The organism is Phormidesmis sp. 146-12 (assembly GCF_052939495.1).
In genome coordinates this window covers 1-25,092 of record NZ_JBJPHS010000089.1, presented here as the reverse complement: position 1 = coordinate 25,092, position 25,092 = coordinate 1, and the positions used below count along the sequence as shown (strand labels likewise).

The following is a 25,092-nucleotide window of genomic DNA, read 5'->3' as shown; positions in this document are numbered from 1 at the left end:
GGGGGGCAGAAGTGCTGAATAACGAAGCGAGAAAACTCCATCGAATTCACGTTAAGTGATTACATTCGACTAGCGTTCCCTGTAGATTTCATCTAAAAAAACTGCCAATAAAAAAGGGCACGACTCGATCGCGCCCCATCTCTAAAATTTCGTCCAGTTGGCTAGCTTTCAACCCCAGCGGTTTCTGCAACCGGAGCAGGATAAACGCTGACTTTTTTGCGACCCTTCGCATAAGGCTCAAACGTGACGATGCCGCCAATCAGAGAGAAAAGCGTGTCATCGCTGCCGCGTCCTACATTGTTGCCGGGGTGAATCTTGGTGCCGCGCTGACGAACTAGAATGTTTCCAGCTTTGACGACTTGCCCGCCGTAGCGTTTAACGCCAAGACGTTGAGCGTTAGAGTCGCGTCCGTTGCGTGTACTGCCTGTCCCTTTCTTGTGAGCCATGATTCCCTCAAAATTTTACTTAAGTTTTCAGTCTAGCTTTTAGCTCTCACTAACCGCTTCGGGGTCTTGTGCAGCTTCTCTCGAAGCGATGACAGCACCATTGATGCTAATCGAGTCGATCATCACACGAGTCAGTTCTTGACGGTGACCTTGCTTTTTGCGAGTTTTCTTTTTGGGCTGCATCTTGTAGACGATGATTTTGCGTCCCCGAAAGTGTCTCAGCACCGTCGCTTGAATCGTCACGCCCTCGACCAGGGGTTGACCCACGCTGATCTCGCCTTCGTTTCTGACAAAGAGAACTTGGTCGATCGTAATCTGTGCATTTTCTTCGGTGGCAAGGCGATCGACATCATAGAACCGGCCGGGTTCCACGCGCATCTGTTTGCCGCCTGCTTCAATAATTGCGTAAGCCATGAGTCTTGTCCTAAAAAGTTGCCGTACAGGTAGCCTGAAAGTTTTGGGTTAAGCCGTCACCTTCTTACAGGCTTTTGATTGCCCGACCTGATCCGAGCAGGAATGAGTAGCCAGTCTACCATTTTGCCGAATTTAATGGAATTTTGTCAACTAGAGTTAAAAAATTCTATAGAGAATGACGAGATACACTAGTAGGTGAAGCCACTTAATGAAGCCACTGCGCCAAAAGGTCTATGTCGAAGCAGCCAGAGGTTGTGAAACAGAGCGATTTACTCAATCAGTTTGTGCTCGATCGCCGATCGCTACAAGAACTCGGACAGATTGAAGTGCTGTGGATGTATCTCAAAGTGCATCGAGTGTTGGGGTTCATCTGTAAGTCGGGCTTATTGGGACGCAAAAAGACGGCGTTTAATCTGGATCAGTTGGATACGATCGGCGCAAATGGCGTTTTGGTCAACTCACAACCTGTCGAGACGGATATCGAAAAAGTTCGGCAATTGGAGTCACTCGTCAACTGTGAAGTTTGGACGGATGCAGGCAATAAAGCAGGAAAAGTTGTTGATTATTTGTTTGATTTAGAAACAGGAGTAATCGAACATTACCTATTTATCTCAAGCAGCGTGACCGGAAGCATTTATAAACTGCCGCCCAACTATATTTTGAGCTTGGGTAATCGTCGAGTGTTGGTGTCAGAAGCAGCGGTACGATCGTTCGCTATCTACCAGGAAGGCCTTCAGGAAAAGCTTTACAAGGCGGCTGACTTTTTCAAAGAAGAAAAAACTCAAGTTACACAAGAATTCAAATCTCTCTTTCAGCAGGCTAAAGAACGGGCGCAAATCTTCAACGAACAACTTAAAGAAAAGGCAGAACTTTTAGCCGAACAAGCTAAAGAAACGGGGCAGGTTTTTGTTGAGCAGGTGAAAGAACGAACCCACGAAGTTGCCGAGATTTGGGACGATTGGGAAAATGAGCCGATCGCTCGTCCCGCTTCTGCTGAACCCGATCCTTTAGAAGATTGGGACGACGATGATTTCAGCGAACCTGTTGAAAAGGCGGTTGAAGTTCAGCCAAATACAGAAATCATCCAAAAATCTGCTGCCGAAGCTGAACCGTTTGATGGTTGGGACGATGACGATTTTATAGAACCCACGATCGACGTTTCTGCAAAGCCGATCGCGGATCAAAAACTCATCGCCTCCTCAAATCAGCCTCCTGAAGATCCCGAAGATGACGATCCCTGGATTTAAACTATTTGCGTTTGAAGATCGAAGTCATGCGATCGCCCACCATTGCTAGCGCATTCTGCAAGCCAATGCCAGCTTGTTGACCTTTTGAGGGGCGCACTGCCAACTCGATTTCGTCGTCCTTAAATTCCTTAAGCCGATAGCCGTACTCCAGCATATTCTGGCTCTTCTTGAGAATGGGAAACAGCCGAAACGCGCCCTTCTGAAGTTCTTCCTCGTTGTCAAAAATGGCGGCGTGAATCTGGTTAGTGCGCTTGACGGCGATCGCGCCTACAGGAAACCAGTTTTTCTTGCCCTCAACCCGAATATAAATCTCATATTCAGGCGTGCCATCGGTCTTGAACTGATCGTATAGCTGCGAAGCTTCAGCCCGTTTTGCTGCACCTTTTGAAGGTTTTTTGGGCTGCGGCTTAGGTTTGCCAAATCCGGTAGGGTCTGCCATAGGATGAGTCCGAATATGAGTGGTTAGTAACAAAAGTTTACGGCATTTTTGAACCACTGCAATAGTCATGATCCCCGTTCTTTAGCCGCACGGTGTTAGAGAATAAGAAAACGCAGACATTTGAGGCAAAAACCGATGGAAACTGAGAACCCGATCTCTTCGAGTTACCCGCAAGGGGTCGCTCTGGAGCATCAAAACGTCCCTCAAGCCCACGAAGGACTGCACAGCTTTCTGTACGGCTCTGACGACGAACACTCAACTACCAGCGCTCCCAATCTCGAAAGTCAGGGCGACGAAATTATGGCGATTGCGGATTGGTCAACTCAAGCAGCAAATTCCAAAATTGCGGGCGTGTATGCGGTGTTTGATGACGATCGCACCCTGCAATATGTCGGCTATTCCCGCAACGTTCAGCTTTCTCTCAATGCACATGTCACTCAGATTGGTGAAAAAAATTGTGCCTTCCTGAGATTGAAAACCTTCAAATTTCCTAAGCGCGAGGAAATGGAGCAACTGCGAGACACCTGGATTGCCGAATCGGGCAGCATTCCCCCAGGCAATCAAGAAGGCGGTTGGGCTGCCACGGTCGGAGAAGCGGCAAAACTGGCCATGACCACTGCCGAACGAGATGCTTACGAAGAGAAAAAACTAAAACTTCGCAAAGCGATGGCAGACCAGAATCTCACCCAGGAGAAAGTCACGGAAACGGAGAGCGATCGCCGTCGAAAGTTAGAATCTGCCGTTCACAATGACGACTGGAGTGGAGTCATCCAACAATCTCAAAAAGGAGAAGTGTAAGCAATGATTCCGATTTCAACTCTGTTTATTGGTTTGAACGGATTGGTTGCCCTAGCGCTCTCCTACATTGTCGTCATGGAGCGAACCACCACCAGAGTTTGGCATGGTGAATCTCAGAAAGATACAACTACTCAGCCCGATTATTTAGAGAATCCTGGTCATTGGGCAGCGTTCGTTGAGCAGATGGCTCAGAAAACGGTCGTCACCAAGTTGATCGACGATGGACTTCTCCAGCGAAAGGTTCGCGCCCATGCCAATTTCATAGAATATGTGCCGATCGCACTCCTCTTCCTCATCGCCCTGGAATTCATGAAAGCCGCACCCTGGCTGATCTGGATGCTTGGAGGAATTCTGACGATCACGCGAATTGTTTACGCTTGGGGAGTCATTCAAACCTACGGCCCTTCACCGGGACGAGCAATCGGTTTTTTTGGAACCTGGTTTGTTTACATCATCGGGAGTCTGGCTTGCCTCTACTATAGTTTTAGAGGGCTTTGGTTTTAGAAGGCTTTGGTTTTAGAGGACTTTAACGCTTTCTATCAGTGCCAGCCCCTTGATAAGCTGATTTTTGAATCATCATTCACCAGATTACATGCCCGCACTTGATACTCCTATTACAGCGTTTCCTTTGGCGGCGGTCGTTGGTCAAGAAGCCATCAAGCTGGCCTTGCTTTTGGCGGCGATCGATCCCGGTTTAGGCGGTGTGGTGATCGCTGGACGCAGAGGCACAGCCAAATCGGTGATGGCACGGGCGATTCATGCACTGTTGCCGCCGATCGAGGTGGTCACAGATTCGATCAGCAATTGTGATCCGAATGCTCCGGGCGAATGGGACGATCGCACGCTGGAGCAGTTTGGAAATGTCGATCGTTCAGACTTGCCAACTCAAATAATTCGTGCGCCCTTTGTTCAGATTCCCCTCGGCACGACAGAAGATCGCTTGATTGGTTCTGTTGATGTCAGTCAGTCGATCCGACAAGGGCAAACCGTTTTTCAACCGGGACTACTAGCAGAAGCAAATCGCGGTGTTCTCTACATTGACGAAATTAATCTACTCGACGACCAAATCTCAAATCTATTACTCAGTGCATTAACCGATGGACGCAATCAAATCGAGCGCGAAGGCATCAGTTTTCAGCATCCTTGTAAGCCTCTACTGATTGCTACTTACAACCCCGAAGAAGGATCACTGAGAGAACATTTACTGGATCGGATCGCGATCGCCCTCTCCGCCGACATGGTTTTGGGAGTGGACGATCGAGTTCAGGCGGTCGATCAAGCCACTCAATACGCAAACTCGCCTCAAGAATTTCTCAAAGAATACAGTGAAGACTTGGACTCTCTCAAAACGCAGATTATTCTGGCGAGAGAATGGTTAAAGGATGTCCGCATTTCCACTGACCAGATCAACTATTTGGTGAATGAGGCGATTCGAGGCGGCGTTCAGGGGCATCGAGCCGAACTGTTTGCGCTGAGAGTGGCTAAGGCTCATGCTGCTCTGGACGGGCGAACTGAGGTGAATGCTGAAGATCTGCGTCGGGCGGTTGAATTGGTAATTGTGCCGCGATCAACGATCGTTCAGACTCCACCCGAAGAGAACCCACCTCCGCCTCCGCCCCCACCGCCCCAAAATCAGGACGAGCCGGAAGACGAAACCGATCAAGAGCAAGACGAGCCGGAAGACGAAAAAGAAGAAGACGAACAACAGGAACAAGAGCCACCCAACATTCCAGAAGAATTCATTTTTGATCCAGAAGGGGTCATTCTCGATCCAGAAGTCCTCTATTTTGCTCAAATGGCGACCCGCCAGGGCAAATCTGGAAGCCGATCGGTGATCTTCTCGGACGATCGCGGCCGCTACATTAAGCCGATGTTGCCCAAAGGCAAAGTGCGCCGAATTGCCGTCGATGCCACCTTACGATCGGCCGCTCCATACCAAAAATCACGTCGTCAGCGATCAAGCGAACAATCTCCATCCAGCCTTTCTCGCAAGCGGGTCTTTGTTGAAGAAAGCGATATTCGTCAAAAACGACTCGCCCGAAAAGCAGGTGCCTTGATCGTTTTCGTCGTCGATGCTTCTGGGTCAATGGCGCTCAACCGAATGCAGTCTGCCAAAGGTGCCGTCTTGCGACTCTTAACTGAGGCTTACCAAAATCGCGATCAGGTCGCGCTGATTCCCTTTCGAGGCGAACAGGCTGAAGTGTTATTGCCGCCCACGAGGTCGATCGAAGCTGCCAAACGTCGATTAGACCGAATGCCCTGTGGCGGAGGTTCCCCATTGGCGCATGGACTGACTCAAGCCGTTCGGGTGGGAGTCAACGCTCAACAATCAGGCGATATCGGTCAAGTCGTCATCGTCGCGATTACAGACGGCCGCGGCAATGTATCGCTGGCCCGATCGCTCGGCGAAACCCTTCCCGAAGGCGAAAAACCCGACATCAAAGGCGAACTCTTAGATATTGCCTCTCGAATTCGGGCGATCGGCTTTCAGCTACTCGTAATCGACACCGAGAACAAATTCATTTCCACTGGTTTTGCCAAAGAATTAGCGAAACAATCTGGCGGTAAGTATTATCACTTGCCTAAAGCCAACGATCAGGCAATCGCTTCCATGACCCGTAATGCGATCGCAGACATGAAAACACGCTAACAAATCTTGAGTTCTCAATCCAGGCTCAAAATTGCCAACAGAAAACGCCGAACTGAAGGTAACTCAATCCGGCGTATCCGAGATGATGGGGGTAATCTTAGCAGCGAGTTAGGGGTCGGTTTGTAAGACTTGAGGTTGCAGCAGTCCAACCATCTGTTGAATGCCGCGATGAATGCGACGGGTCACTGTCATGGGGCTGACTCCAATTTGTTCGGCGACCTCCTTGCGAGAGAGGTCATGAAGAAAAACATATTCGATCGCTTGCCTCGTCTTATCTTCCAGTTGATTTAGGGCACGTTGCAATTGCTGACGATCTTCTTCTAAGTGCTGAAGAGCTTGATAACGAGAGTCAGGCAGCGTGTCGCCCAAGGTCATTGGAGAGTCCAACTGTTGGCAGATCGTAGCGTCGAGACTCAGAGGCAGACGGTTTCTTGCAGCCAGTTTGCTCTCGCGCCATTCATTTACGCCAACGCCCAACTCTAGTGCGATTTCTTCATCCGTCGGTTGACGACCATACGCTTCCGTCAGACTTTCGCGAACTCGTTGGCCTTCCTTGTTGAGTTGTTGCCAACGCCGGGGAATCTTAACAGTACCTGCACGATCGCGCAGAAAATGCAGCATCTCACCGCGAATGTATGGCACTGCAAACGAGCTAAACGCACATCCTTGGTGAGGGTTAAACCGCTCAATGGCGCGAATCAAACCGAGATAACCAATTTGCTCAAGGTCTTCGTAGGGTTCGGCACACTGGTGGCTGACTCGATGAGCGATTTTTCTAACCAGACCTGCGTTAAGTTGCACCAACTGGTTACGGACACGGACGGATGGTTTTTGGTGGTATGAAACAAGGAGTTCCATGCCGCGAGAACGAAGAGAAGATTGAGTAGCCATCATCTTTTGCAAGGTCATCTTTTCATATCAGCGTTGAGCCTATTTTCTATAGGTAGACCGATAGAAACCATCGTCGATCTACGGTAGTAATTAAAATTCTTCCTTAAGACAGTCGGCAAAAACACGTAAGGTTCTCTGCAACCATGGGGGAGCATTCCTAACTTTTTCCGTCTGTGATTTGGATCATAGATTTTTCATATATTTGGCAAATTGAGTCCCGTAATTCTACGGTTTTAGTCAGTAGAAGAAAGTCTGAAAGCTTCTTCCTGAACACCTTCTGCGTTTTTGAGTTTGAGTCTTTACCTGCATTCTTTTTGAGGCGCGTCCTTCTCTTGAATGATTCCTGAAGTTGCTCTACGGACAGAGGGAAAACCGCGATCGTTTCCGTAATCTAGCAAGTGTGAACTTTTCAACATTTACGAAAAAGGAACGAGCAATGGCAACTCAAAATAAGAGCAAAGGTAACCACGACGATTCTCAAATGGAAGAAGAAATGGAGCCTAAAGCTGCTCAAAAAGAAGTTGACTCTGATGCAGGTGACGAAACTCCAGATCCGGATTCTCTCGTCGAAATTCTGCATGGTGACGTAACTGAAATTGAACCCAGCGACGCGATCGGTCAGATCGATCTGTGGGTTAATTTCCTCAAAGGTCACAAAGAAGAAAACATTAAAGAACTCTCCAGTAGCCTTAAGGAACTCAAAAAGCTCCTTAAGGGCAAAAAGTCTGAAGCGAGTGAAATTGCCGAAGTTCTCAGCCAACTGGGCGAGCAAACCAACGCGATCGGAGACGAAGCAGAACGCGGAGTCAAAGGCCCACTGCACAAAGTCGGCAAGGCATTGATTCAAGCGGCTGGCAAAATTGAGAAAATGGCCGAAAAAGCTGAATCGAAGTAAGAACTGACCTGATTTCTAAAATCTCAGGGTTAGACCTCTTGGGGGAGTCGAAGCGATCGGTTTTCTTGAGGGGTCTAGTTTTATTTCCGTGAATTCACGAGCGGTGCAGGATTCGAGTGCGATCGTGGTGAATCAAATCCATCTGTCCGTAAGAGACGACCCATGACTCGCTACAATTGTGAAGGTTGTCTGAGGAAATTACGATCGCTATGGATACCGTAGAACTAAAGCGCAACGTCGAATTGCTCACTGATCGCCTGGGTAAAACTCAGGAGTATCTTTGACGTTCCTGCTTTGACCGCAAAAATTCAAGATCTAGAGCAAATCGCTTCTCAGCCCGAATTTTGGGACAATCAAGCGATCGCTCAAAAAACTCTGCAAGAACTTAACGATTACAAATCTCATCTTCAGCAATTTGACCAGTGGAAGACGCTTTTAGATGATGCTGAGGCGATTTTAGAACTGCTGTCTCTGGAGATGGACGACTCGCTGCTAGAAGAGGGGGAGGCAAAAACGGCCCAACTGCATCGAGAGCTTGACCAGTGGGAGCTACAGCAAATGTTGTCGGGCACCTACGACGCAAAAGGCGCACTGCTAACCATTAACGCCGGAGCGGGTGGAACGGATGCTCAAGATTGGGCAGAAATGCTGCTGAGAATGTATACGCGCTGGGCAGAAGCGCACGGCTACAAAGTGCATCTAATCGAAAGCTCAGAAGGGGAAGAAGCAGGCATTAAGTCAGCGACTTTGGAAATTGATGGGCGCTACGCTTACGGCTATCTCAAGTCAGAGAAGGGCACTCATCGCTTGGTGCGGATCTCACCATTTAACGCTAACGACAAGCGGCAGACGAGCTTTGCTGGGGTGGAGGTGATGCCGATGATCGATACGTCCGTGCAGTTAGACATTCCCGATAAGGATCTGGAGATCACGACCTCTCGTGCCGGGGGTAAAGGCGGACAAAACGTCAACAAAGTCGAGACGGCTGTGCGAATTACTCACTTGCCCACAGGTCTGGCAGTGCGTTGTACTGAGGAGCGATCGCAGCTACAAAACAAAGAAAAAGCGCTAGCCATTCTCAAAGCCAAACTGCTGATTGTGGCTCAAGAACAACGCGCCAAAGAGATCGCCGACATTCGAGGTGACATCGTAGAAGCAGCCTGGGGCAACCAGATTCGTAACTATGTGTTTCATCCCTATCAGTTGGTCAAAGATCTGCGAACTTCGGTAGAAACAACCGCAATTCAGGACGTGATGAACGGGGAGTTAGACTTTTTGATTGAGGCTTATCTACGCCAAGAAAATCAACTAGTTGAGGCTTGATTATTCAATAAAACTGCGATTTACAGAAGGCAGGAGAGCGACCATTTAAACAGTCATAAAAACGGCAGTTTCTCTCCGCTTTACTAACTCACTAAACTCAGGAAAAAGAGGGTGTGGGTTAACATTATCAAGCAAATTTCATGACAGCTTCTTTGACTCAGGGCGATCGCAAATGCTCTAAAAATTAGTGCTAGCGAAATATTTCACCTTTTCTACAGACTTTAGATGGTTCTTTGGACATCAGTTTGTACATCAGAGAGATAGAGCGTCGTGTCACAGAATCTTCAGGGTTTAGAATTGAGCAAATTTAAGAAAAGCTTCAAAGTCATTGCTGTATGTCCCTTCTTAATTAAGGCATTGTGTAGATAGGGATAGCACCCTTTTTTGTCATCACTATCGCAGACACTTCTTCACTGCCCAGATGCGGAATACACCAGGCACCGAAACCCAGAGTTTTTATCGAACTCTTCCGTGGAGTGTTTTTCACCAAATCGGGGGACTGCTAAAGCAAACCAATCAGTCAGGGGCGATCGTACTCACTGAGTCCGTCTTGCCAGCTTTTAACCTGCGGGCAACTGAGCAGTTTGTTTTAGTGATTTCTCAGACTTTTTGTGCCCTGCTGCAAGGTGAAAGGATTGATTCAGAAGACGCTGCCGATCAAAACTCTCGCAATGAGGTAGAAACGCTGTGTCAGATGGGCTTGACGTTTGAGCCAGACACGATCGCCGCCTTTTTGACTTGTTTGGAAACTTTGCTGCCTGCTCCAATTTTGCAGCGAGTGCGATCGACTCGATCTTCAATCCAGCCCAACGACCCTGCCGTTCAGAGTGCCTTTACCTTGCAGCTTATCGAACTTTTGGCAACCCCGGCGACTCACACATCTTCCGCAGAAGTCGCCCTCAGACAGCAGGTTGAGCGAGAAAAACTGATCAACGAGGTGACGGCGCTGATTCGGCAAAGTCTAGAATTGCCTGTGGTATTAGAGACTGCCGTTCAACAGGTGCGCCAATTTCTTAAGGCCGATCGCCTGATTATCTATCAGTTCAATATCCCTGCACCGTCCTGTCTATTGGAGTTTGAGTCAGATCAGCCCAGCCTTTGGGCAGAGGTTGCCAATCTGGATAGAATTACTTACGAAGCTAGAAAAAATGATTCCATTCCCTCGATTCTGCATCAGATGGAAGACTCGCACAGCGTTAGGCCGCGAGAAGTGGATGGAGAAATCACTTGGGCAGACCGTCCCCTGTCCTTCGCTCATCTAGAACAGGTGGAAGCAGAATTAGTCACGCCGATCGTGGTTCGAGATGAAGTATGGGGACTCTTGATCGCCCATCAGTGTGGTGCGCCGCGTCACTGGCAAGATAGCGAAAAGGCCTTTTTGCAACGAATTGCAGAACATCTAGCGATCGCCATCTACCAGGCAAAACTCTACACCCAAGTCACTCAGCAAAAAGCCACGCTAGAACAGCAAGTCGTCGATCGTACTCAAGAACTACGGGATACTTTGGTCGCCGCCCAATCGGCCAGTCGAGCAAAAACAGAATTTTTGGCAACCATGAGCCATGAGCTACGCAGTCCCTTAACGACGATCATTGGCATGGCTTCAACGCTATTGCGCTATCAGTTGCACACTCACAAAAAAGGGGCACTCACCCTCCAAAAGCAGCAAGAATATTTACAGACCATTCAGGGACGCGGAGAACACCTCCTGGCCTTAATTAACGACATTTTAGACCTCTCTCAGGTGGAGACAGGCAAAACAATTTTGGAGGTGAGCGAGTTTTCGCTGTTTGAGTTGGCGCAACAGACCCTCAATTTGCTGAAAGAAAAAGCCGATCGCAGCCACATTCAATTAACTCTGGATTGGCGAGTGGAGGCGATCGCCGAAACCGCCCTCTTTAAAGCAGACTGTCATCGCGTCAAGCAAATTTTGGTCAACCTGCTCAGTAATGCCATCAAGTTTACGCTAGCGGGCGGACTGGTGACACTGAGGATCTGGCTCAATGACGACACCGCAGTTTTGCAAGTCGAAGACACGGGAATTGGCATTCCTGACCACCAGGTTCCGCTGTTGTTTCAAAAATTTCAGCAGCTAGATGCTTCCTATCACCGCAAGTATGAAGGAACGGGATTAGGGTTAGCCTTGACCAAACAACTGGTCGAACTGCATGGGGGCAAAATTGAAGTTACCTCAGCCGTCGGCGTTGGGTCAAAATTTACGGTATATCTCCCCACTCAAAGCTTGTCTGCCCTCGATCGCGCCAAACAAAAACGTCTAGCGGCGGCTTTGCATCCTCGAATTCTCTTAATCGAAAGTCACGAAGAAACCGCTACCTTGATCTGTGACTTGCTGACTGCCGCAGATTATCAGGTCGTGTGGACGATCGAGGGCACCACGGCTCTGCGTCAGATCGAAATGCTGCAACCGATCGCCGTAATTGTCGATTCTCAGCTATTGGGAATGGATGGCTGTAAGGTGATCCGCCATCTGAGACAAGACCCAAACACTCACAACTTCAGAGTTTTGGCGCTGATCACAGAAGCCGATGCTCACGAGCCGATTCAATGTCTCGAAGCCGGAGCCAATGACTATCTGGTTAAACCGATTAGCCAACCGGAGCATTTGATTGATAAGGTGACAGCATTGGTGATGGAAAGGTCAGAAAGGGAACTCTGAGAAGGGGCGTTTTGGGGTTTAACTGTTTTGGGGTTTAACGATTGAGTGTGCAGTGGGTCTACCGTTTGCACTACGTGAGAAAGATCTTAAATTCAACCTGAACTCAAGAACAAAACAACGAAGCAAAAACCTCTCATCGAATTCACGTTTAGATCCAGGAAGATCCCCCACATTTGAGGGTTCTTGAACTGACCACCGTAAAATGTTTGCAGAAGATACTTGTAAACAACCCGGCTGACCCGTTCGATCTTTGAACGGAGGAACAGAAGCCTGGATCAGTCCTTCGCTTCCGCCTTCTCTACTCCATTTTTAACTTTTGGCGGTAACATTCTGTTCATGGAAAAACCTTTCACTGTTACGTTCTCCAACCAAGTCGCAGCCGTTATTCATGTCAATTTCTTTGGTCAGCTATCGGCATCTTTGCGATCGCTGGGGTTCGATCGTCGTTCTCGTCCTGTGTTGGTGGTGATTGGTGGAGCAAGTAAGCTGAGTCAAGCTGACTACTCTCAGGTGCAGCGCTTGTTTTGGGATGTACTGGCTCCGATCGCTCAAAAGTGGCAAGCCTGTGTGGTGGATGGGGGCACAGATGCTGGAGTGATGCGGCTGATGGGGGAAGCGAGAACGGCGATCGCGGGGTCTTTTCCGCTGATTGGGGTGGCCCCAGAAGAACTGGCCACTCTACCCAAACAGACTCCCACCTCTGAGGAAGCCACCCCTTTAGAGCCGTCTCATACTCACTTTCTGCTGGTGCCCGGTTCGCAGTGGGGCGACGAATCGTTGTGGATTGCAAAAGTTGCTAGTGAGTTAGCGGGCGGTGCGCCTTCGGTGACGGTTTTGATCAATGGGGGAGAAGTGACCTGGAAGGATGCGCTACAAAACGTAGAGGCGGGTCGGTTGGTAATCGTTGTCGCTGGGAGTGGACGCACCGCAGATCAGTTGGCAGCCGGACTGCGCGGAGAACCCACAGACGATCGGGCCCACGCTTTGGTCGAGTCGGGTCTGGTACAAGCCGTCAATCTGAGCGAGGGGACAGACGCGCTAGCCAGCATTTTAGATGAGATTTTTGCAGGGGAAGCGGGGTAGATCGAGAAATTTCTCTAACGCTCACCCTTGGATCAAATAGAAAATTAAAAGTGAAAAATTAAAAATGATCCGGTTTGTCCGGTTTAATGAAAAAAAGTCACTGTCACAGGGGCAGGAGTATCTATGTCTGAGGGCGATCGCGAAATTCCTCTTTCGGTCGGAGGATCGACTTCTCCAGGAACCTCAAATCGGAAACAGAAGTTTAACTATAACGATCATCTAAAGCAGGAATTTGGCAAGCTCATTGACCTGGTGGAGTTGCCCCCGTTGCAAAAAGAGTTTTTGCGATCGCGCTGGCTCGATCAGGTTCTCTGGATGGAAGGTCGGGCCGCAAGCGCGCGCAATTGGCACCGTCGGCTACGGCTGATCACCATTATCGGCGGCGTGATTATTCCTGCGTTTGTCAGTTTGAGCAGTTTTAATCTGGATGCGCTGCAACAGGCGACGCAACCGACTCAAACGCCAGTCAACACCAATAATCATTACCGCGTCTTCTTTGGGGTGTCGGCGTTTGTCCTCAGTCAGGTGGTGGCGATCAGTGCGGCATCTGAGCAGTTTTTTAATAATGGCGATCGCTGGCGGCACTATCGGCGATCAGTAGAATCGCTTAAAACCCAAGGCTGGCAGTTTTTTCAGCTAACGGGCCCCTACGCGACTTACAGCAAAACGGGTTCCCATAAGGACGCATTTACTTTATTTGCGGGTCAGGTCGAAGAAATTTTGCAGCGCGATGTAGAAGTCTACTCGACTCAAGTGGTGCAAGAGAAAAAGAAGGATGATGACAAAGACCAATCAGAAAATAACGAGTCATCAGAATGAATCTACTCGACCAGATAACGAACGGTTATTAACCCCTTTGCATCAGTTGGAGCCATTGCAGCCAGACCCTCAAGACTTAAAGGGCAAGAAAACACTAACCATTAAGCGGGATTCTATTTCTTAACAAGCTCTGTACCTCGCGCCTCACACTCTAAAACTTGATAGCTTAAAACAACGTGAATTCGACAAAGGTTTTCCGCTTCGTTACTCAACGCTTCTGCCCCCCAACCCCCCAAAATTGGGGGACTTTCGGGCAAAATTTCTCGTTCAAAGTCCCCCAATTTTGGGGGATTTAGGGGGCTGCCTGGATCTATAACCGCAGCGAAAGATTCCATCGAATTCACGTTAAAAAAACCGCAGCAGGAGTTTTGTTGTGATTGATAGGCTAGAACACATTCAACGCATCGTAGTGACAGCGGATCAGATGCGATCGATCGAATCTCGACTCTTCGCCGCCGGAATGCCCGTCGCTGCCCTCATGGAAAAAGTTGCAGGGCGCATTACCGATCGCATTGTTACGCTCTACCCTCGATCGACTCATTCACGGGTGGGCGTTTTGGTTGGGCCGGGACACAATGGCGGAGATGCGCTGGTTGTCGCTCGCGAATTGCACTTTAGAGGCTACCAGGTCGCAATTTGTTCTCCGATTTCTCACCTCAAAGACCTGACCGCCCATCACTACACCTATGTCAAAAGCCTGGGTGTGCCCTGCCATTCTGAGATTGAGCCGCTGCAAACTTCAGATCTGCTGATTGACGGCTTGTTTGGCTTTGGGCTAGAACGCTGCCTCACTGATCCGATCGCGCCCCTGATTGAGCAAGTGAATCGTTGGAAGCTCCCGATCGTCAGCATCGACCTCCCTTCTGGACTGCACACCGACACCGGAAAAACTTTGGGAACCGCCATTCGAGCTACTCACACGCTTTGTCTGGGACTGTGGAAACAAGGTCTACTGCAAGATTGGAGCTTAGAGCAGGTCGGTCAAGCAGAATTAATCGATTTCGATCTGCCCCTGACGGATATTTTTGCTGTATTGGGCGATTCTCCTTCCATTCAACGTGGAACCGCTAACTGGGCACTCTCGATGTTGCCCCTCTCACGCCCCCCTTCTACCCACAAATACAAAATGGGGCATCTTCTGCTAATCTGTGGCTCTCAAAAATATGCAGGAGGTGCACTGCTGGCAGGATTGGGCGCACGATCGAGCGGTGTAGGAATGCTGACGATCGCCGTTCCTCAATCGCTCAAACCGATGCTCTCCTCCCACCTTCCTGACGCTCTAGTTGTGGGCTGTCCAGAAACGCCAGAAGGTGCGATCGCCACCCTTCCCTCATCCCTCCTTCCTTTCTCCTCCTTTCAAGCGATCGCCTGTGGCCCCGGTCTGACGCTAGAAGCCAGCGCGGTCGTTCAGCAAGTCCTCGAAAGTAACTGTCCTCTTGTTCTGGATGCCGACGGGCTAAATAGTTTGGCGGCTCAAGGCACCATTCCCACCCTTCAAAACCGTCAGGCTCCAACGATTCTCACGCCTCACTTGGGGGAATTTAAACGACTTTTTCCTGACCTGGACTCTACGACCTGTCGCGTGACTGCCGTCCAATTAGCCGCAAAACAAACGGGCGCGATCGTGCTACTCAAGGGGGCAAGAGTGACGATCGCAGACGCTCAAGGGCAAACGAGAATTAATCCAAACAGTACGCCTGCCCTGGCGAGAGGAGGCAGTGGTGATGTGCTGACGGGACTTTTAGGCGGATTGCTGGCGCAGCAGATGTCTATCCTAAGAGAAACATCGATCGTCGATCTGGTTCAGACAGCGGCCTGGTGGCACGCTCAAGCTGGGATTTTGGCGGCTCAAACCCGCACCGAACTGGGTGTAGATGCCCACACGCTGACTCAGTTTTTGATCCCGGCATTGAGGGCAATTGTGAAGTCATAGAATTTTCGATTTCTGTTGCTGACTTTACACAGGGGTGTGCTAGGATTTATATCCGTGGGGCAAATGGGTCGATGCCCGAGTGGTTAATGGGGGCGGACTGTAAATCCGCTGGCTACGCCTACGCTGGTTCAAATCCAGCTCGGCCCATCTCACAGTAAACTTGATATAGTAAAAAGAAAAGTTAGAGTTTTTCCTCTACTATATTAATTGTTCATTGCCCGTGTGGCTCAGTGGTAGAGCACACCCTTGGTAAGGGTGAGGTCATGAGTTCAATCCTCATCACGGGCTTCAGTTTAGAAACCTCAAGTTCCGATCAATCTAGGAGATCGAGGTTCTCTAATGTCGAACTCTCACAACTGCTAGAGAGACTTGAGTTCGATAAGTTTTTGGCTTCGTTGCCTAGCGATTCTGCCCCAACCCCCCAATTCTGGGTAGGGCTGATTCATAGTCGTGAGAGAAACCTTGTAACCTTCATCAGTTCGTTCGAGCCTGATCTGGGACAAAACGAAGGCCTAGAGCTTCTAGATTTTCTCTAGCTACAATGAATCGGCCCTACCACTTCTAAGGGACTTTAACACTAGATTTTTGGCTTAAAGTCCCTCACTCCTGGGAGATTTAGGGAGCTGCTCGGAGTGACAACCGTAGCAAAAGATTTCGTCGAATTCACGTTACTGACAGCGATCGGCAGTTGCTCTAACCACAGAACCCAGGTTTGAGGCAAATTCTGCTGTGTAGTTAAAGGGCGATGAGCCAGAACAAGTCATGCGAGAGCGATTGGCGCGACGAGGCGAGAAGAAAGAGTCTGCATTCACGACTACATTGCTTCCCTTGAGGGATAACCCTTTGACGACAAGCGAGTTGCTCTTACCACTGGAGAGCAGCGCAGACAAAAAGGTGGCGTTAGAAATGGTTCCTGTCGCCGGATTGATGCGCGTTAGCACTGCGATTTTTGCACCGCCACCTGATCCATAGTTCGTTAGCCAACCGCTGCCTGCAAAGCGCCGAAAATCTTGGCTGGGAGTCCCTTGCGTTCCGGTAGAACTAAAGACCCCATATAAGACGCTTCCCCCATCCCAGATCAGCCCATAGCCTGTGCCATCATCGTTTGTCACTTCATAGTCAGATTTGCACCAGGTGCGTCTGCCGTTGTCAAATCGAATCATGCGCGGATCTTTGTTGACACTCGAAACTTGCTGATAGCCAATGTAAATACTGCTTGTCCCGATCGTCACCGAGGCTCCGCCTTTGGCTTTGATGGTGGCTTCAGTGTCGCTACAAGAAAAGGTGACGGCTCGTTTGACTGAGGCGACGGGTGCGGCTTGAGCGGGGGTAAATAGACTTCCTCCTAATAAGCTTGTGAGCAGCAGGGTGGTGGTGAGCAGTGTGGAATGAGATCGATTGCTCAACAAAGACAGAAATCTTTTCGTCATCTAGAGTATCTCCAACAAAATTGGTTTAATGTCTTGGGTGGCCGTTTCTGAGCGATCGTCAAAAACGAGGCAGACTACACCAATCTCTTCTAGATTTAAGCGATGAAACAGGTCGAATTAACCCGCTTTTTGCTTAAATGCACGCTATGAATGACCCCTGATAAGCAGTTCAGTTTGTTTGACAAACCGATTGCACTCTAACTCAGAAGCTTAATCGAACTGGTGCGAGTTTTTACTGAAGTTTCAAAATTTCCTTGAGAGTTTGGATCTTCTCAAGTGACTTTTCTGGCTTTGAGCAGAAGTTTCCGGTTTGTAGCTGAAAATTTTGAAGGACTAATGAAGATGACATTGAGAAGTTTATGCCAAACCTTATTTACGGGCTAATTGCAGGGGGAATTGCGCTCAGTCCGATCGCTGTCCAAAATTCTGTGTTGGCGAAAGCTTCAGGGCAACGGTTAGATGCCAATTTGCCGATTTGTTATCTGCGAACGGCGCGTCAAAAAGTAGTAAATCTGAGCCGTTTGTGTAATGTGCCTCAGATAAAATCTAAACCACAGATGACGGTATTAAACTTTGAGAAACAGGGCGATCGTCTAATTGGACAAGTCCGAAATGATACTGGAAAAACAGTGCGGTATGCGATCGTCAAATACACAATTACGCCAGAAGGTTCTCCATCTTCATCTGTTTCTCGCTTTGTATATGTCACACCAGAATCTCTAAAACCGGGACAGGTTGGCATGTTTGAAGGAACGCTAAATGAGTTGGGTAACGTAGCAGTTGGAACGGTGGAATGGGAAGGTGAACAAAAGCAAGCAAGAAATTGATAAAGAACCTTAGTTACTAATAATCTTGCTGAGAATCGCTACAGCAACGTCATGACGATTACGCCTGTGACCATGATAGCTGCACCCACTAATCGTTCTTGTAGTCCTGATTCTTTCAATAGAAAATGTCCAAATAAAACACTGATCAAGGCGCTCATTCGCTTGATGGCAATGACTTGAGTGACCAGCGTGTAAGTAACGGCAATCATTTGAAAGCTAATCGCTAAAGCGTGAAATAGCCCGATCGTCGCCAGCACTTTAACATTGGAAAGAATCTGATCAAAATGGCGGCGCGACTTGTAAAGCACGATCGGAAAGATGCCGATCGCTAAAAATAAATACAGGGCGGTTGACCAAAACAACGGAGAAGAATTCACTACGCCTACTTTGTCGAAATTGGAGGTGATACTCCAGATGAATGCAACCATCAACATCAGACGACTACCTTTTTCTCGCAAAATGGCCCGCAATGGAGCAAAATATCCTCGACTGCGTTCTCTCAGATTTAATACATACGAGCCGACTACAATCATAAAAACGCCAATCCCATCAGCAACGCTAGGCGACTCGTGAACAATCAGCGGCGATGTAACCAAAAGAAACAGCGGTGTCAATGTCACGATCGGAACCGTCAATGACAAATCTGACGCTTTAATCGCTTTAATATATAGCGTAAAAGAAATCACATTAAGACTGCCTCCGATCAGTAATGCAATCCAAAACTGAGCATTGAGTGTCGGAATTTTAGTCAACAATAATAATGGGATGAGGAACAGGGCTGAGAATACGATCGAGACCCAGGTCACAATATATTCGTCAATTTTTCTCAATCCGTATTTGCTAGAGACATCTTTCAAAGACTCAAAGAAAGCCGTTAAAATTGCAAATGCCAACCAAATCATGACGATTCCTGTGAGTTCCTCAACCCTGACTGCGATCAAATTTTTGCATCAGCCCACGTCTGCCGCATGGCTAGAACAGGCATTGGGAAACCTTAACACCGTTTTGCTGGATCATTCTCACTGCGAACGAAAAGCAGCAGGCGTAGCGCTCAATCTGATGTTTCGCTATCCGTCGAGTGCAAAATTGGTTCGATCGTTGACGGCGATCGCTCAAGAAGAATTGCAGCACTTTGAGCAGGTCAATCAGATTTTAGAACGGCGTGGCATTCCGTTAGCGCCTCTGGCTCCTCCCCCTTATGGGGCCGGGTTAAATAAGCAAATTCGGCGGAATGAACCCGATCGCCTCCTCGATTCCCTGTTAGTGTCTGCGCTGATCGAGGCTCGTAGTCACGAACGGTTGGGTTTGTTGGGCGCACACTGTCCCGATGCTGAACTGGCTCGATTTTATCGGGGACTCATGGCTTCTGAGGCGCGTCACTATGGCATTTATTGGTCATTGGCAGATGAGTATTTTGAGCGATTGCTTCTCACCGATCGTCTCCAATCCCTTGCTCAGGTTGAGAGTGACTTATTATCTACGTTGCACCCAGAACCCCGAATTCATAGCTAATGAGTAAAATTCCGATTCTTCAGCCAGATCAGTCCTATACGTTTAGAAGCTATTTTGAGATGCCGTTTGAGCCGGACGACATTCTGGCAGAATTTGGTTTTTCATTAGTCAGAGCCTCTCTAATGCTTCCGCAGTTTGTGGCGGGACTCGATCGCTTACAAGATCTCAAACTCCGAATCGAAGAGAGCTTACCTTTAGTTAGGCTGACCAGCGAAGCTGCTCGTAGAGAATTGCTGATCGCACCGATTTTGATTGATGTAATTCACTACACACGCGCTCAACTGAGGATTGAGTATCCCTTAAACGTTACAGAACAACTCAAAGGAACCCTGGACTACTATTTGCAAGCTGCCCAAAAACTTTTAGTGATCGAGGCAAAAAATGCTGACTTGACCAGGGGGTTTACCCAATTAGCAGTCGAGTTAATCGCGCTCGATCGTTGGACTGATTCAGAACAATCAGTTTTTTATGGAGCCGTCTCCACGGGTGACATCTGGCAGTTTGGATCGCTCGATCGAGCCTCAAAACAAATCCATCAAGACTTAAATTTATATCGAGTGCCCGCAGATTTAGAAGCACTCCTCCGCATTCTGGTTGGAATTTTGAGCGCTTAACCTACAGAAACTTGTGAACATTCAATATCGTGATTTTCTGATTCGCTCTTGGCAAAGGGACGATCGCTCCACCGCCGCTAAGATGATTGGTGCTGTGTTGGCTGACTATGGGTTGAGTTGGGAGCCGCTAGGAGCCGATCGCGATGTCTTAGAAGTTGAGCAATGTTATGAGGCGATCGGGGGCGAGTTTTGGGTGATTGAGCATTCTGATCGACTGGTCGGAACGGCGGCTTACTATCCCATCTCGCGAGGCAAAAAAGCGGTCGAAATTCGCAAAATGTATTTGTTGCCAGAGGCGAGAGGGCAGGGATTGGGAAAGTTTTTGTTGCAGCAGTTAGAACAGGCGATCGCGCTTCGTCACTTTGAGCAAATCTGGATCGAAACTGCCAGCGTTTTGAAGGAGGCTGTCCAACTCTACGAAACCAGTGGCTACCAACCGACAACGGGTGTTGAAACTGCGCGGTGCGATCAGGTCTACGTCAAGTTTCTCAAGTCCTAATCTCAAGTCCTGATTTCAATGCCTAACAGTTGATTGGCTTGTTGAACTACGCGCTAAATCAACATGAATTCGACAGAGTTTTTTCGCTTCGTGATTCAGCACTTTCGCCCCCCAACCCCCCAATCTGGGGGACTTCCGGATGGGATTTTTTGCTCAAAGTCCCCCAAACTTGGGGGATTTAGGGGGCTGCCCGGAGCGATCACCGCAGCGAAGGATTTCATCGAATTCACGTTAAATCACAAACTCCTCGATCGCACGGGCATCTTCTAACGCGATGCTGATTCTAAACTGTTCGCCAGCGTCACCGCTAAACTGCAACTGAATGTAGTTGTCTGCATTTCTGGATTGCACTTCCAAAAAGGTGTTGTTTGCGTCATCCAAAACAGATAAATGTAGCTGAGGGGGCAAAAAGGCTGCATTGGTCGGATGCACTTGTAGCAGAATTTCGGTTTGCTGATTTGCTTGGGGTCTGAGTTCGATTACCAGAGCAACCGAGTGGTGAGCGAGTTGAATGCCCAGATCAATTAGTTTGGCACGTCTGGGGAAGTCGATCGCGCTGTCTCTCCCTCGATAAGCAAATCGAACGTCTGAAGGATTGAGCAACGATTCGACGGACTGCCAACCGCTCTCAAAAATGCCTTGAAACCAGTGATTTAAGCTGACTAAACTTCTAACGACTTCAAACTGTCTCAACTCGTGTAAATGATCAATTAAGTCTTCGGGCGATCGTAAGCTTCGCAGAGACAGGGTTTCTGAATTCACGGTTGGCGTAAATCCCAATACGATCGCTTCTTGCAATTCCTCATTGATCTGCACCACCACATAGCCAGCCCGATCGTCCCATACTTCGGGAGGTACATAGCAAGTCGAGCGATCGCGGCTCACAGGGCGACATTCCAAACGACCCACATTGGGCAACACCAGATCAGCGACATCTGCACAGAGCCTTGTGATAGGATTCCAGCAATCGCTTGCGGTCAAGTCGGTTGGAATGCCTATCAGTTGTAGATAGTCGTTGACGATAGAAACGGCCAGCGTGTTGAGTTGGATTTGGGTCGCTTTTTGGGGAGTAGGCTGCTCGTTGGCAAACTGTTGAGCGATCGCGAGTGTCGATCGCGGGATGGGCAACGGCAAAGAAAATTCTGAGTGTGTGCTAAAAGGCATAACAAGTCCTCCTCTACAGATATCCTTCTGACTCACCAAATTTACGCAAGCGAGGCAGACATTGGCGCTGATAAAAGCTGCTCAACGTTGGAATGGGTAGCCCAAACTCCTCAGAGAGTTCTTTCCAGCTACTTTCGGGAGGCAGTCGTCTCAAAATCAGAATCTGACAGGTGACAGCAGGCGATCCTTTGATATGACTCTGCAATTCTCCGTTTGGGTCAGATTCTGCCCAGGCTCTCACAGCTTCGAGCAGAGGAGGAATGTCTGGACTCGCGATCAGATTGTCTACGGGATCAAATTCTGAATCTTCTCCCAGCCCCCCAAACCGCCGAGGAGGAGTCGTGATTTTAATGTCTTCGCGCTCTTTGATAAAAAAGTCTTGTAGCCGTCGCCGCAGGTAAGCATTAAGCCAGGTTGCGACACCAGCCGCGTTGGGATCATAGGGATCAGCCGTATCTCCCTCACACAGGTTGCGACAAAAATAAACCCAGGTTTGCTGCAACGCATCGGCGTAATAAGGCTTGTTTTCTTTCCAGAGTTTGGGAGCGACTAAACGAATGATCTTGGTTAAATTTCTCTGACGTACAGGGCTGCCCCGATCGTGCTCACAGGCTTCCCTAACCAGCCGCCTCAGCGTTTCCTCCAGTTCGCTCATGCAACAAACCTAGATCAGTAGATTCCTCTCATTTTGTCCAGAAAATGGAAGGTTTGCATAAATTCCAGAATCTTTTTGGTGTTCATTCCTCTCGCACAGCGGAACGAAGTTCTCCCTCATCCCTCATCCCTCATCCCTCCTCGCGCAGCGGAACGAAGTTCTCCCTCATCCCTCGCTTCCGTAGAAGATTGATCAATACATTGGGATAATCTGTAATCAATCCATCTACACCCAGATCGATCAAACGCTGCATTTTGGTTGCATCATTCACCGTCCAGGGGATCACCGGAAAACCCGCCTTCTGAATTTCTTGTACCGACTGAATAAAATGGCGAGACTCTGGGATTAGCGTTTCAAAATTGGGGGAATAGCGATCGATAAACCCAGTTTCTTTAACCAGTGCTGCAATGTTGCCGTGATAGCGCTTAAAGTCAAAGCCAGCGAGAAACGGGGAAGCAATTCTAGCTTGAGACAACAGCGTTCCGGGCTTATTGCGATACTGACGAATCAGAGCCGCCGTCTGAATCTGAGGCTCCAAATTTTTGACAGCCCGCAGCACTCGCCACTCAAATGATTGAATCGTAACGCGATCGCTCAACCCATACTCTCGCACCAGATTCACCAACTTTTTGGCAAACAAACTGGCCCCAAAGGTATCGCGCGATCGCAACGGATTGATTCTTAAGGGATTAACTTTGCATTCGATCGTATATTTCACCTGCGAATCGGGAAAGTGCTGCATCTGATGTTCAAACACTTGAGCAAGCGTGGGAATTCGTTCACCGGGCACTAATTGCTGCTCAGGAAAGCGCATCGGATTGGGATTGAGAGACCCACAATCAAACTGTTGCACCTCTGCTAAAGTCAGCTTGCGAATCAGTCGTCGAGGATAGCGTTTGAGATGGCTGCCATCGGGATTGAGACAGAGCATATGAGAAATTTCGGGATCGTGAGCGACGACCAACACGCCATCGGCCGTCAGTCCCACGTCTAACTCCAGCGCATCCACTCCTAGACGGGTAGCCAGAGCGAAGGCGGCGATCGTATTTTCGGGCATCAATCCTCGTGCGCCTCGGTGTCCAATGACTTGAAAAGGGCGCACTTCAGCAGACTTGAGAAGCTCAAAACAATCCGTCAGCATCGGTTCTGTCTGAATTGCCATGTCACTACTGAGAATGAAATGTAAACTGGATCACATCTAACATGCCTATAATCCACTCTTCATCATCGCTTGGTTTGGCCAGGTCGCACCGAAAAAAGCAAAACCGACCATTGCAATCGATCGCTACAGTGAGAGAGATGTTCTAAGTCGCTGCCTCTGGTAAAGTTCAGAAATAAACTGGATGACAAGCATTATGATCAAACGACTGCTCAAACAACCTGTTTTCTGTCTGGCGCTGTGGATGGCGGGCTGTAGTGGGGCGCTTTCTAATCGAGATGTGACGGTTACGCCAGAAGCGATCGCGCCTACCCAGTCGGCTCCAACCCAATCAGCGACCCCTGCCGCTCAACCCGCCGTGAGAACGGACGACCCAGACTATGTGGCGCAAGTGGTGCAGCAGGTGGGAGATGCGGTAGTGAGAATTAATGCGAGTCGGACGGTGCAGCAGCAATCTCAAAATCCTATTCTGGATCGCTTTTTTGGCGGAGACAATCAGCCTCAAGAGCGGGTACAGCGAGGCACAGGGTCGGGGTTTATCATCAGTCAAGATGGCCAGATTGTAACCAATGCCCATGTGATTGCGGGTGCCGATCGGGTGACGGTGATTCTCAAAGATGGGCGGCGGTTTGAAGGAGACGTGGTGGGAGTCGATCGCGTCACGGATACGGCTGTTGTCAAAATCAAAGCGACAAATCTACCGATGGTGAAGTTGGGTGACTCGGATAATTTGCAGCCCGGACAGGCAGCGATCGCCATTGGTAATCCGTTGGGATTGGACAATACAGTGACGCAGGGAATTGTCAGCGCAACGGGGCGATCGAGTGCGGATGTGGGCGTTCCGGCGGAGCGGGTGGAGTTTATTCAAACGGATGCAGCGATTAATCCTGGCAATTCTGGCGGGCCGTTGTTGAATGCGGCGGGGGAGGTCATTGGCATGAATACGGCGATCATTCAAGGCGCACAGGGGTTGGGGTTTGCGATTCCGGTTAATACGTTTCGGCGCATTGTAGACCAACTAATCACCAAAGGTCGAGCCGATCATCCCTATTTGGGTGTGCAGATGGTGGAGTTGACTCCGGAGTTGCGATCGCAGATTAATCAGAGTGATGCTGGCTTCAAAGTTGACAGAGATACGGGGGTGGTCGTGGTGGCGATCGCTCAAAATTCGCCTGCGGCTCGTGGGGGGATTCGTCCGGGTGATGTGATTGAGTCTGTGAATGGGGTCGCGATTCAGAATTCTCGACAGGTGCAGCAGCAAGTCGAAAAAACGAATGTGGGCAATCCGCTACAGGTCACGATCAATCGCAGTGGTAAGTCACAAACGATCGCCATCAAACCCGCCCAACTCCCCGAACGTGAACCTTCCTAAGTAGAACTCCATGACCATCTGAAGGGTTAATCACCATCAACTAGCCACTTCGTATCGTGAATTGTCCGAGTTAAAAGCATCAGTCGATCGCAGATGAACATGTTTAGTCGGTGATCAGCTATGAGATCCCTCTAGCGCCCCTTAAACAAACGTGAATTCGATGATCATCTTTCGCTACGGTTACTAAGCTGGGCAGCCCCCTAAATCCCCCACCAGTGAGGGACTTTGAACGAGAAATATTGTCT

Annotated in this window: 24 protein-coding genes and 2 tRNA genes; 17 read left to right on the top strand and 9 right to left on the bottom strand. The window is 49.1% G+C overall.

Going from position 1 to position 25,092, the window contains the following annotated elements; all coding sequences use genetic code 11:
- Nucleotides 1-161: 161 nt before the first annotated feature.
- Together rpmA and rplU are read right to left on the bottom strand one after the other, a co-directional pair.
- Entirely contained in the window at nucleotides 162-446 is a 285-nt protein-coding gene (rpmA, locus tag ACKFKF_RS26790) for a 50S ribosomal protein L27 (RefSeq protein ID WP_446859701.1), read from the bottom strand.
- A 39-nt stretch (nucleotides 447-485) separates the two neighbouring features.
- Nucleotides 486-860 carry a 50S ribosomal protein L21 gene (gene rplU / locus ACKFKF_RS26785; RefSeq protein ID WP_446859702.1) on the bottom strand — a complete coding sequence of 125 codons (375 nt, stop codon included), beginning with the start codon at nucleotides 858-860 and terminating at the stop codon, nucleotides 486-488.
- Between the two features lie 233 nt (nucleotides 861-1,093).
- Here rplU and ACKFKF_RS26780 point away from each other — a divergent pair, with 233 nt between their 5' ends.
- On the top strand, nucleotides 1,094-2,107 hold the full coding sequence (locus ACKFKF_RS26780) for a PRC-barrel domain-containing protein (RefSeq protein WP_446870446.1): 1,014 nt from the start codon (nucleotides 1,094-1,096) through the stop codon (nucleotides 2,105-2,107).
- Nucleotide 2,108: 1 nt separating this feature from the next.
- Here the strand turns inward: ACKFKF_RS26780 and ACKFKF_RS26775 are convergent, their stop codons facing one another.
- A complete protein-coding gene (locus ACKFKF_RS26775; protein ID WP_446859704.1) occupies nucleotides 2,109-2,546 on the bottom strand; it encodes an HHL1-like protein in 438 nt (145 codons plus the stop codon).
- Between the two features lie 135 nt (nucleotides 2,547-2,681).
- On the opposite strand from ACKFKF_RS26775, the gene ACKFKF_RS26770 reads away from it, so the two are divergent.
- From ACKFKF_RS26770 to bchD, 3 genes are all read left to right on the top strand, one after another.
- Nucleotides 2,682-3,344, top strand: a complete 663-nt coding sequence (locus ACKFKF_RS26770) for a GIY-YIG nuclease family protein (RefSeq protein WP_446870445.1) — start codon at nucleotides 2,682-2,684, stop codon at nucleotides 3,342-3,344.
- 3 nt (nucleotides 3,345-3,347) lie between these two features.
- Nucleotides 3,348-3,848, top strand: coding sequence for an MAPEG family protein (locus ACKFKF_RS26765; protein ID WP_446870444.1), 501 nt, complete (start codon nucleotides 3,348-3,350; stop codon nucleotides 3,846-3,848).
- An 88-nt stretch (nucleotides 3,849-3,936) separates the two neighbouring features.
- Entirely contained in the window at nucleotides 3,937-5,994 is a 2,058-nt protein-coding gene (bchD, locus tag ACKFKF_RS26760) for a magnesium chelatase ATPase subunit D (protein ID WP_446870443.1), read from the top strand.
- Nucleotides 5,995-6,102: 108 nt separating this feature from the next.
- Here the strand turns inward: bchD and ACKFKF_RS26755 are convergent, their stop codons facing one another.
- Nucleotides 6,103-6,885, bottom strand: a complete 783-nt coding sequence (locus ACKFKF_RS26755) for an RNA polymerase sigma factor SigF (protein ID WP_446870442.1) — start codon at nucleotides 6,883-6,885, stop codon at nucleotides 6,103-6,105.
- Between the two features lie 436 nt (nucleotides 6,886-7,321).
- On the opposite strand from ACKFKF_RS26755, the gene ACKFKF_RS26750 reads away from it, so the two are divergent.
- From ACKFKF_RS26750 to ACKFKF_RS26715, 8 genes are all read left to right on the top strand, one after another.
- The gene (locus ACKFKF_RS26750) at nucleotides 7,322-7,780 is read left to right on the top strand and encodes a hypothetical protein (RefSeq protein WP_446859709.1); all 459 of its coding nucleotides are present in this window, start codon (nucleotides 7,322-7,324) and stop codon (nucleotides 7,778-7,780) included.
- A 209-nt stretch (nucleotides 7,781-7,989) separates the two neighbouring features.
- Nucleotides 7,990-9,103 (top strand): peptide chain release factor 2 gene (gene prfB / locus ACKFKF_RS26745; protein WP_446859710.1). Its coding sequence is split into 2 segments (ribosomal slippage): nucleotides 7,990-8,061 and nucleotides 8,063-9,103, totalling 1,113 coding nucleotides; the frame shifts between segments, so codons are not numbered across the junction.
- A 421-nt stretch (nucleotides 9,104-9,524) separates the two neighbouring features.
- Nucleotides 9,525-11,780, top strand: coding sequence for an ATP-binding protein (locus tag ACKFKF_RS26740; protein WP_446870441.1), 2,256 nt, complete (start codon nucleotides 9,525-9,527; stop codon nucleotides 11,778-11,780).
- Nucleotides 11,781-12,116: 336 nt separating this feature from the next.
- Nucleotides 12,117-12,863 carry a hypothetical protein gene (locus ACKFKF_RS26735; RefSeq protein ID WP_446870440.1) on the top strand — a complete coding sequence of 249 codons (747 nt, stop codon included), beginning with the start codon at nucleotides 12,117-12,119 and terminating at the stop codon, nucleotides 12,861-12,863.
- A 123-nt stretch (nucleotides 12,864-12,986) separates the two neighbouring features.
- Complete coding sequence (locus ACKFKF_RS26730; RefSeq protein WP_446870439.1) at nucleotides 12,987-13,682, top strand: DUF4231 domain-containing protein; 696 nt, start codon at nucleotides 12,987-12,989, stop codon at nucleotides 13,680-13,682.
- A gap of 373 nt (nucleotides 13,683-14,055) precedes the next feature.
- The gene (locus ACKFKF_RS26725; protein ID WP_446870438.1) at nucleotides 14,056-15,615 is read left to right on the top strand and encodes an NAD(P)H-hydrate dehydratase; all 1,560 of its coding nucleotides are present in this window, start codon (nucleotides 14,056-14,058) and stop codon (nucleotides 15,613-15,615) included.
- A gap of 65 nt (nucleotides 15,616-15,680) precedes the next feature.
- A tRNA-Tyr gene (locus tag ACKFKF_RS26720) sits at nucleotides 15,681-15,762 on the top strand.
- Between the two features lie 69 nt (nucleotides 15,763-15,831).
- Nucleotides 15,832-15,903, top strand: a tRNA-Thr gene (locus ACKFKF_RS26715).
- A 380-nt stretch (nucleotides 15,904-16,283) separates the two neighbouring features.
- Here the strand turns inward: ACKFKF_RS26715 and ACKFKF_RS26710 are convergent.
- Nucleotides 16,284-17,045: a hypothetical protein gene (locus tag ACKFKF_RS26710; RefSeq protein WP_446870437.1), complete on the bottom strand. Its 762-nt coding sequence runs from the start codon at nucleotides 17,043-17,045 to the stop codon at nucleotides 16,284-16,286.
- Between the two features lie 359 nt (nucleotides 17,046-17,404).
- Between ACKFKF_RS26710 and ACKFKF_RS26705 the strand changes: the two genes are divergently transcribed.
- Complete coding sequence (locus ACKFKF_RS26705; RefSeq protein ID WP_446870436.1) at nucleotides 17,405-17,872, top strand: hypothetical protein; 468 nt, start codon at nucleotides 17,405-17,407, stop codon at nucleotides 17,870-17,872.
- Between the two features lie 38 nt (nucleotides 17,873-17,910).
- On the opposite strand, the gene ACKFKF_RS26700 is transcribed toward ACKFKF_RS26705, so the two are convergent.
- Nucleotides 17,911-18,774, bottom strand: a complete 864-nt coding sequence (locus ACKFKF_RS26700) for an EamA family transporter (RefSeq protein WP_446870435.1) — start codon at nucleotides 18,772-18,774, stop codon at nucleotides 17,911-17,913.
- Here ACKFKF_RS26700 and miaE point away from each other — a divergent pair.
- The 3 genes from miaE to ACKFKF_RS26685 are packed head-to-tail and all read left to right on the top strand — an operon-like array spanning nucleotide 18,773 to nucleotide 20,497.
- The gene (gene miaE / locus ACKFKF_RS26695; protein WP_446859719.1) at nucleotides 18,773-19,384 is read left to right on the top strand and encodes a tRNA isopentenyl-2-thiomethyl-A-37 hydroxylase MiaE; all 612 of its coding nucleotides are present in this window, start codon (nucleotides 18,773-18,775) and stop codon (nucleotides 19,382-19,384) included. The genes ACKFKF_RS26700 and miaE overlap by 2 nt on opposite strands.
- Complete coding sequence (locus ACKFKF_RS26690) at nucleotides 19,384-19,998, top strand: hypothetical protein (RefSeq protein ID WP_446859720.1); 615 nt, start codon at nucleotides 19,384-19,386, stop codon at nucleotides 19,996-19,998. Before miaE ends, ACKFKF_RS26690 begins: the two co-directional genes overlap by 1 nt.
- A gap of 13 nt (nucleotides 19,999-20,011) precedes the next feature.
- A complete protein-coding gene (locus ACKFKF_RS26685) occupies nucleotides 20,012-20,497 on the top strand; it encodes a GNAT family N-acetyltransferase (protein ID WP_446870434.1) in 486 nt (161 codons plus the stop codon).
- 231 nt (nucleotides 20,498-20,728) lie between these two features.
- On the opposite strand, the gene ACKFKF_RS26680 is transcribed toward ACKFKF_RS26685, so the two are convergent.
- The 3 genes from ACKFKF_RS26680 to ACKFKF_RS26670 form a co-directional block, all read right to left on the bottom strand.
- A complete protein-coding gene (locus ACKFKF_RS26680) occupies nucleotides 20,729-21,661 on the bottom strand; it encodes a DUF1822 family protein (RefSeq protein WP_446870433.1) in 933 nt (310 codons plus the stop codon).
- Between the two features lie 13 nt (nucleotides 21,662-21,674).
- Complete coding sequence (locus ACKFKF_RS26675; protein ID WP_446870432.1) at nucleotides 21,675-22,316, bottom strand: sigma-70 family RNA polymerase sigma factor; 642 nt, start codon at nucleotides 22,314-22,316, stop codon at nucleotides 21,675-21,677.
- Between the two features lie 130 nt (nucleotides 22,317-22,446).
- Nucleotides 22,447-23,478 carry a glycerophosphodiester phosphodiesterase family protein gene (locus ACKFKF_RS26670; RefSeq protein WP_446870431.1) on the bottom strand — a complete coding sequence of 344 codons (1,032 nt, stop codon included), beginning with the start codon at nucleotides 23,476-23,478 and terminating at the stop codon, nucleotides 22,447-22,449.
- Between the two features lie 193 nt (nucleotides 23,479-23,671).
- On the opposite strand from ACKFKF_RS26670, the gene ACKFKF_RS26665 reads away from it, so the two are divergent.
- Nucleotides 23,672-24,847 carry an HhoA/HhoB/HtrA family serine endopeptidase gene (locus tag ACKFKF_RS26665; RefSeq protein WP_446870430.1) on the top strand — a complete coding sequence of 392 codons (1,176 nt, stop codon included), beginning with the start codon at nucleotides 23,672-23,674 and terminating at the stop codon, nucleotides 24,845-24,847.
- Nucleotides 24,848-25,092: the final 245 nt, after the last annotated feature.

Coding starts and splice junctions, on each gene's coding strand:
- rpmA (WP_446859701.1), bottom strand. CDS start 446: ATGGCTCACAAGAAAGGGACAGGCAGTACACGCAACGGACGCGACTCT.
- rplU (WP_446859702.1), bottom strand. CDS start 860: ATGGCTTACGCAATTATTGAAGCAGGCGGCAAACAGATGCGCGTGGAA.
- ACKFKF_RS26780 (WP_446870446.1), top strand. CDS start 1,094: ATGTCGAAGCAGCCAGAGGTTGTGAAACAGAGCGATTTACTCAATCAG.
- ACKFKF_RS26775 (WP_446859704.1), bottom strand. CDS start 2,546: ATGGCAGACCCTACCGGATTTGGCAAACCTAAGCCGCAGCCCAAAAAA.
- ACKFKF_RS26770 (WP_446870445.1), top strand. CDS start 2,682: ATGGAAACTGAGAACCCGATCTCTTCGAGTTACCCGCAAGGGGTCGCT.
- ACKFKF_RS26765 (WP_446870444.1), top strand. CDS start 3,348: ATGATTCCGATTTCAACTCTGTTTATTGGTTTGAACGGATTGGTTGCC.
- bchD (WP_446870443.1), top strand. CDS start 3,937: ATGCCCGCACTTGATACTCCTATTACAGCGTTTCCTTTGGCGGCGGTC.
- ACKFKF_RS26755 (WP_446870442.1), bottom strand. CDS start 6,885: ATGGCTACTCAATCTTCTCTTCGTTCTCGCGGCATGGAACTCCTTGTT.
- ACKFKF_RS26750 (WP_446859709.1), top strand. CDS start 7,322: ATGGCAACTCAAAATAAGAGCAAAGGTAACCACGACGATTCTCAAATG.
- ACKFKF_RS26740 (WP_446870441.1), top strand. CDS start 9,525: ATGCGGAATACACCAGGCACCGAAACCCAGAGTTTTTATCGAACTCTT.
- ACKFKF_RS26735 (WP_446870440.1), top strand. CDS start 12,117: ATGGAAAAACCTTTCACTGTTACGTTCTCCAACCAAGTCGCAGCCGTT.
- ACKFKF_RS26730 (WP_446870439.1), top strand. CDS start 12,987: ATGTCTGAGGGCGATCGCGAAATTCCTCTTTCGGTCGGAGGATCGACT.
- ACKFKF_RS26710 (WP_446870437.1), bottom strand. CDS start 17,045: ATGACGAAAAGATTTCTGTCTTTGTTGAGCAATCGATCTCATTCCACA.
- ACKFKF_RS26705 (WP_446870436.1), top strand. CDS start 17,405: ATGCCAAACCTTATTTACGGGCTAATTGCAGGGGGAATTGCGCTCAGT.
- miaE (WP_446859719.1), top strand. CDS start 18,773: ATGACGATTCCTGTGAGTTCCTCAACCCTGACTGCGATCAAATTTTTG.
- ACKFKF_RS26700 (WP_446870435.1), bottom strand. CDS start 18,774: ATGATTTGGTTGGCATTTGCAATTTTAACGGCTTTCTTTGAGTCTTTG.
- ACKFKF_RS26690 (WP_446859720.1), top strand. CDS start 19,384: ATGAGTAAAATTCCGATTCTTCAGCCAGATCAGTCCTATACGTTTAGA.
- ACKFKF_RS26680 (WP_446870433.1), bottom strand. CDS start 21,661: ATGCCTTTTAGCACACACTCAGAATTTTCTTTGCCGTTGCCCATCCCG.
- ACKFKF_RS26675 (WP_446870432.1), bottom strand. CDS start 22,316: ATGAGCGAACTGGAGGAAACGCTGAGGCGGCTGGTTAGGGAAGCCTGT.
- ACKFKF_RS26670 (WP_446870431.1), bottom strand. CDS start 23,478: ATGGCAATTCAGACAGAACCGATGCTGACGGATTGTTTTGAGCTTCTC.
- ACKFKF_RS26665 (WP_446870430.1), top strand. CDS start 23,672: ATGATCAAACGACTGCTCAAACAACCTGTTTTCTGTCTGGCGCTGTGG.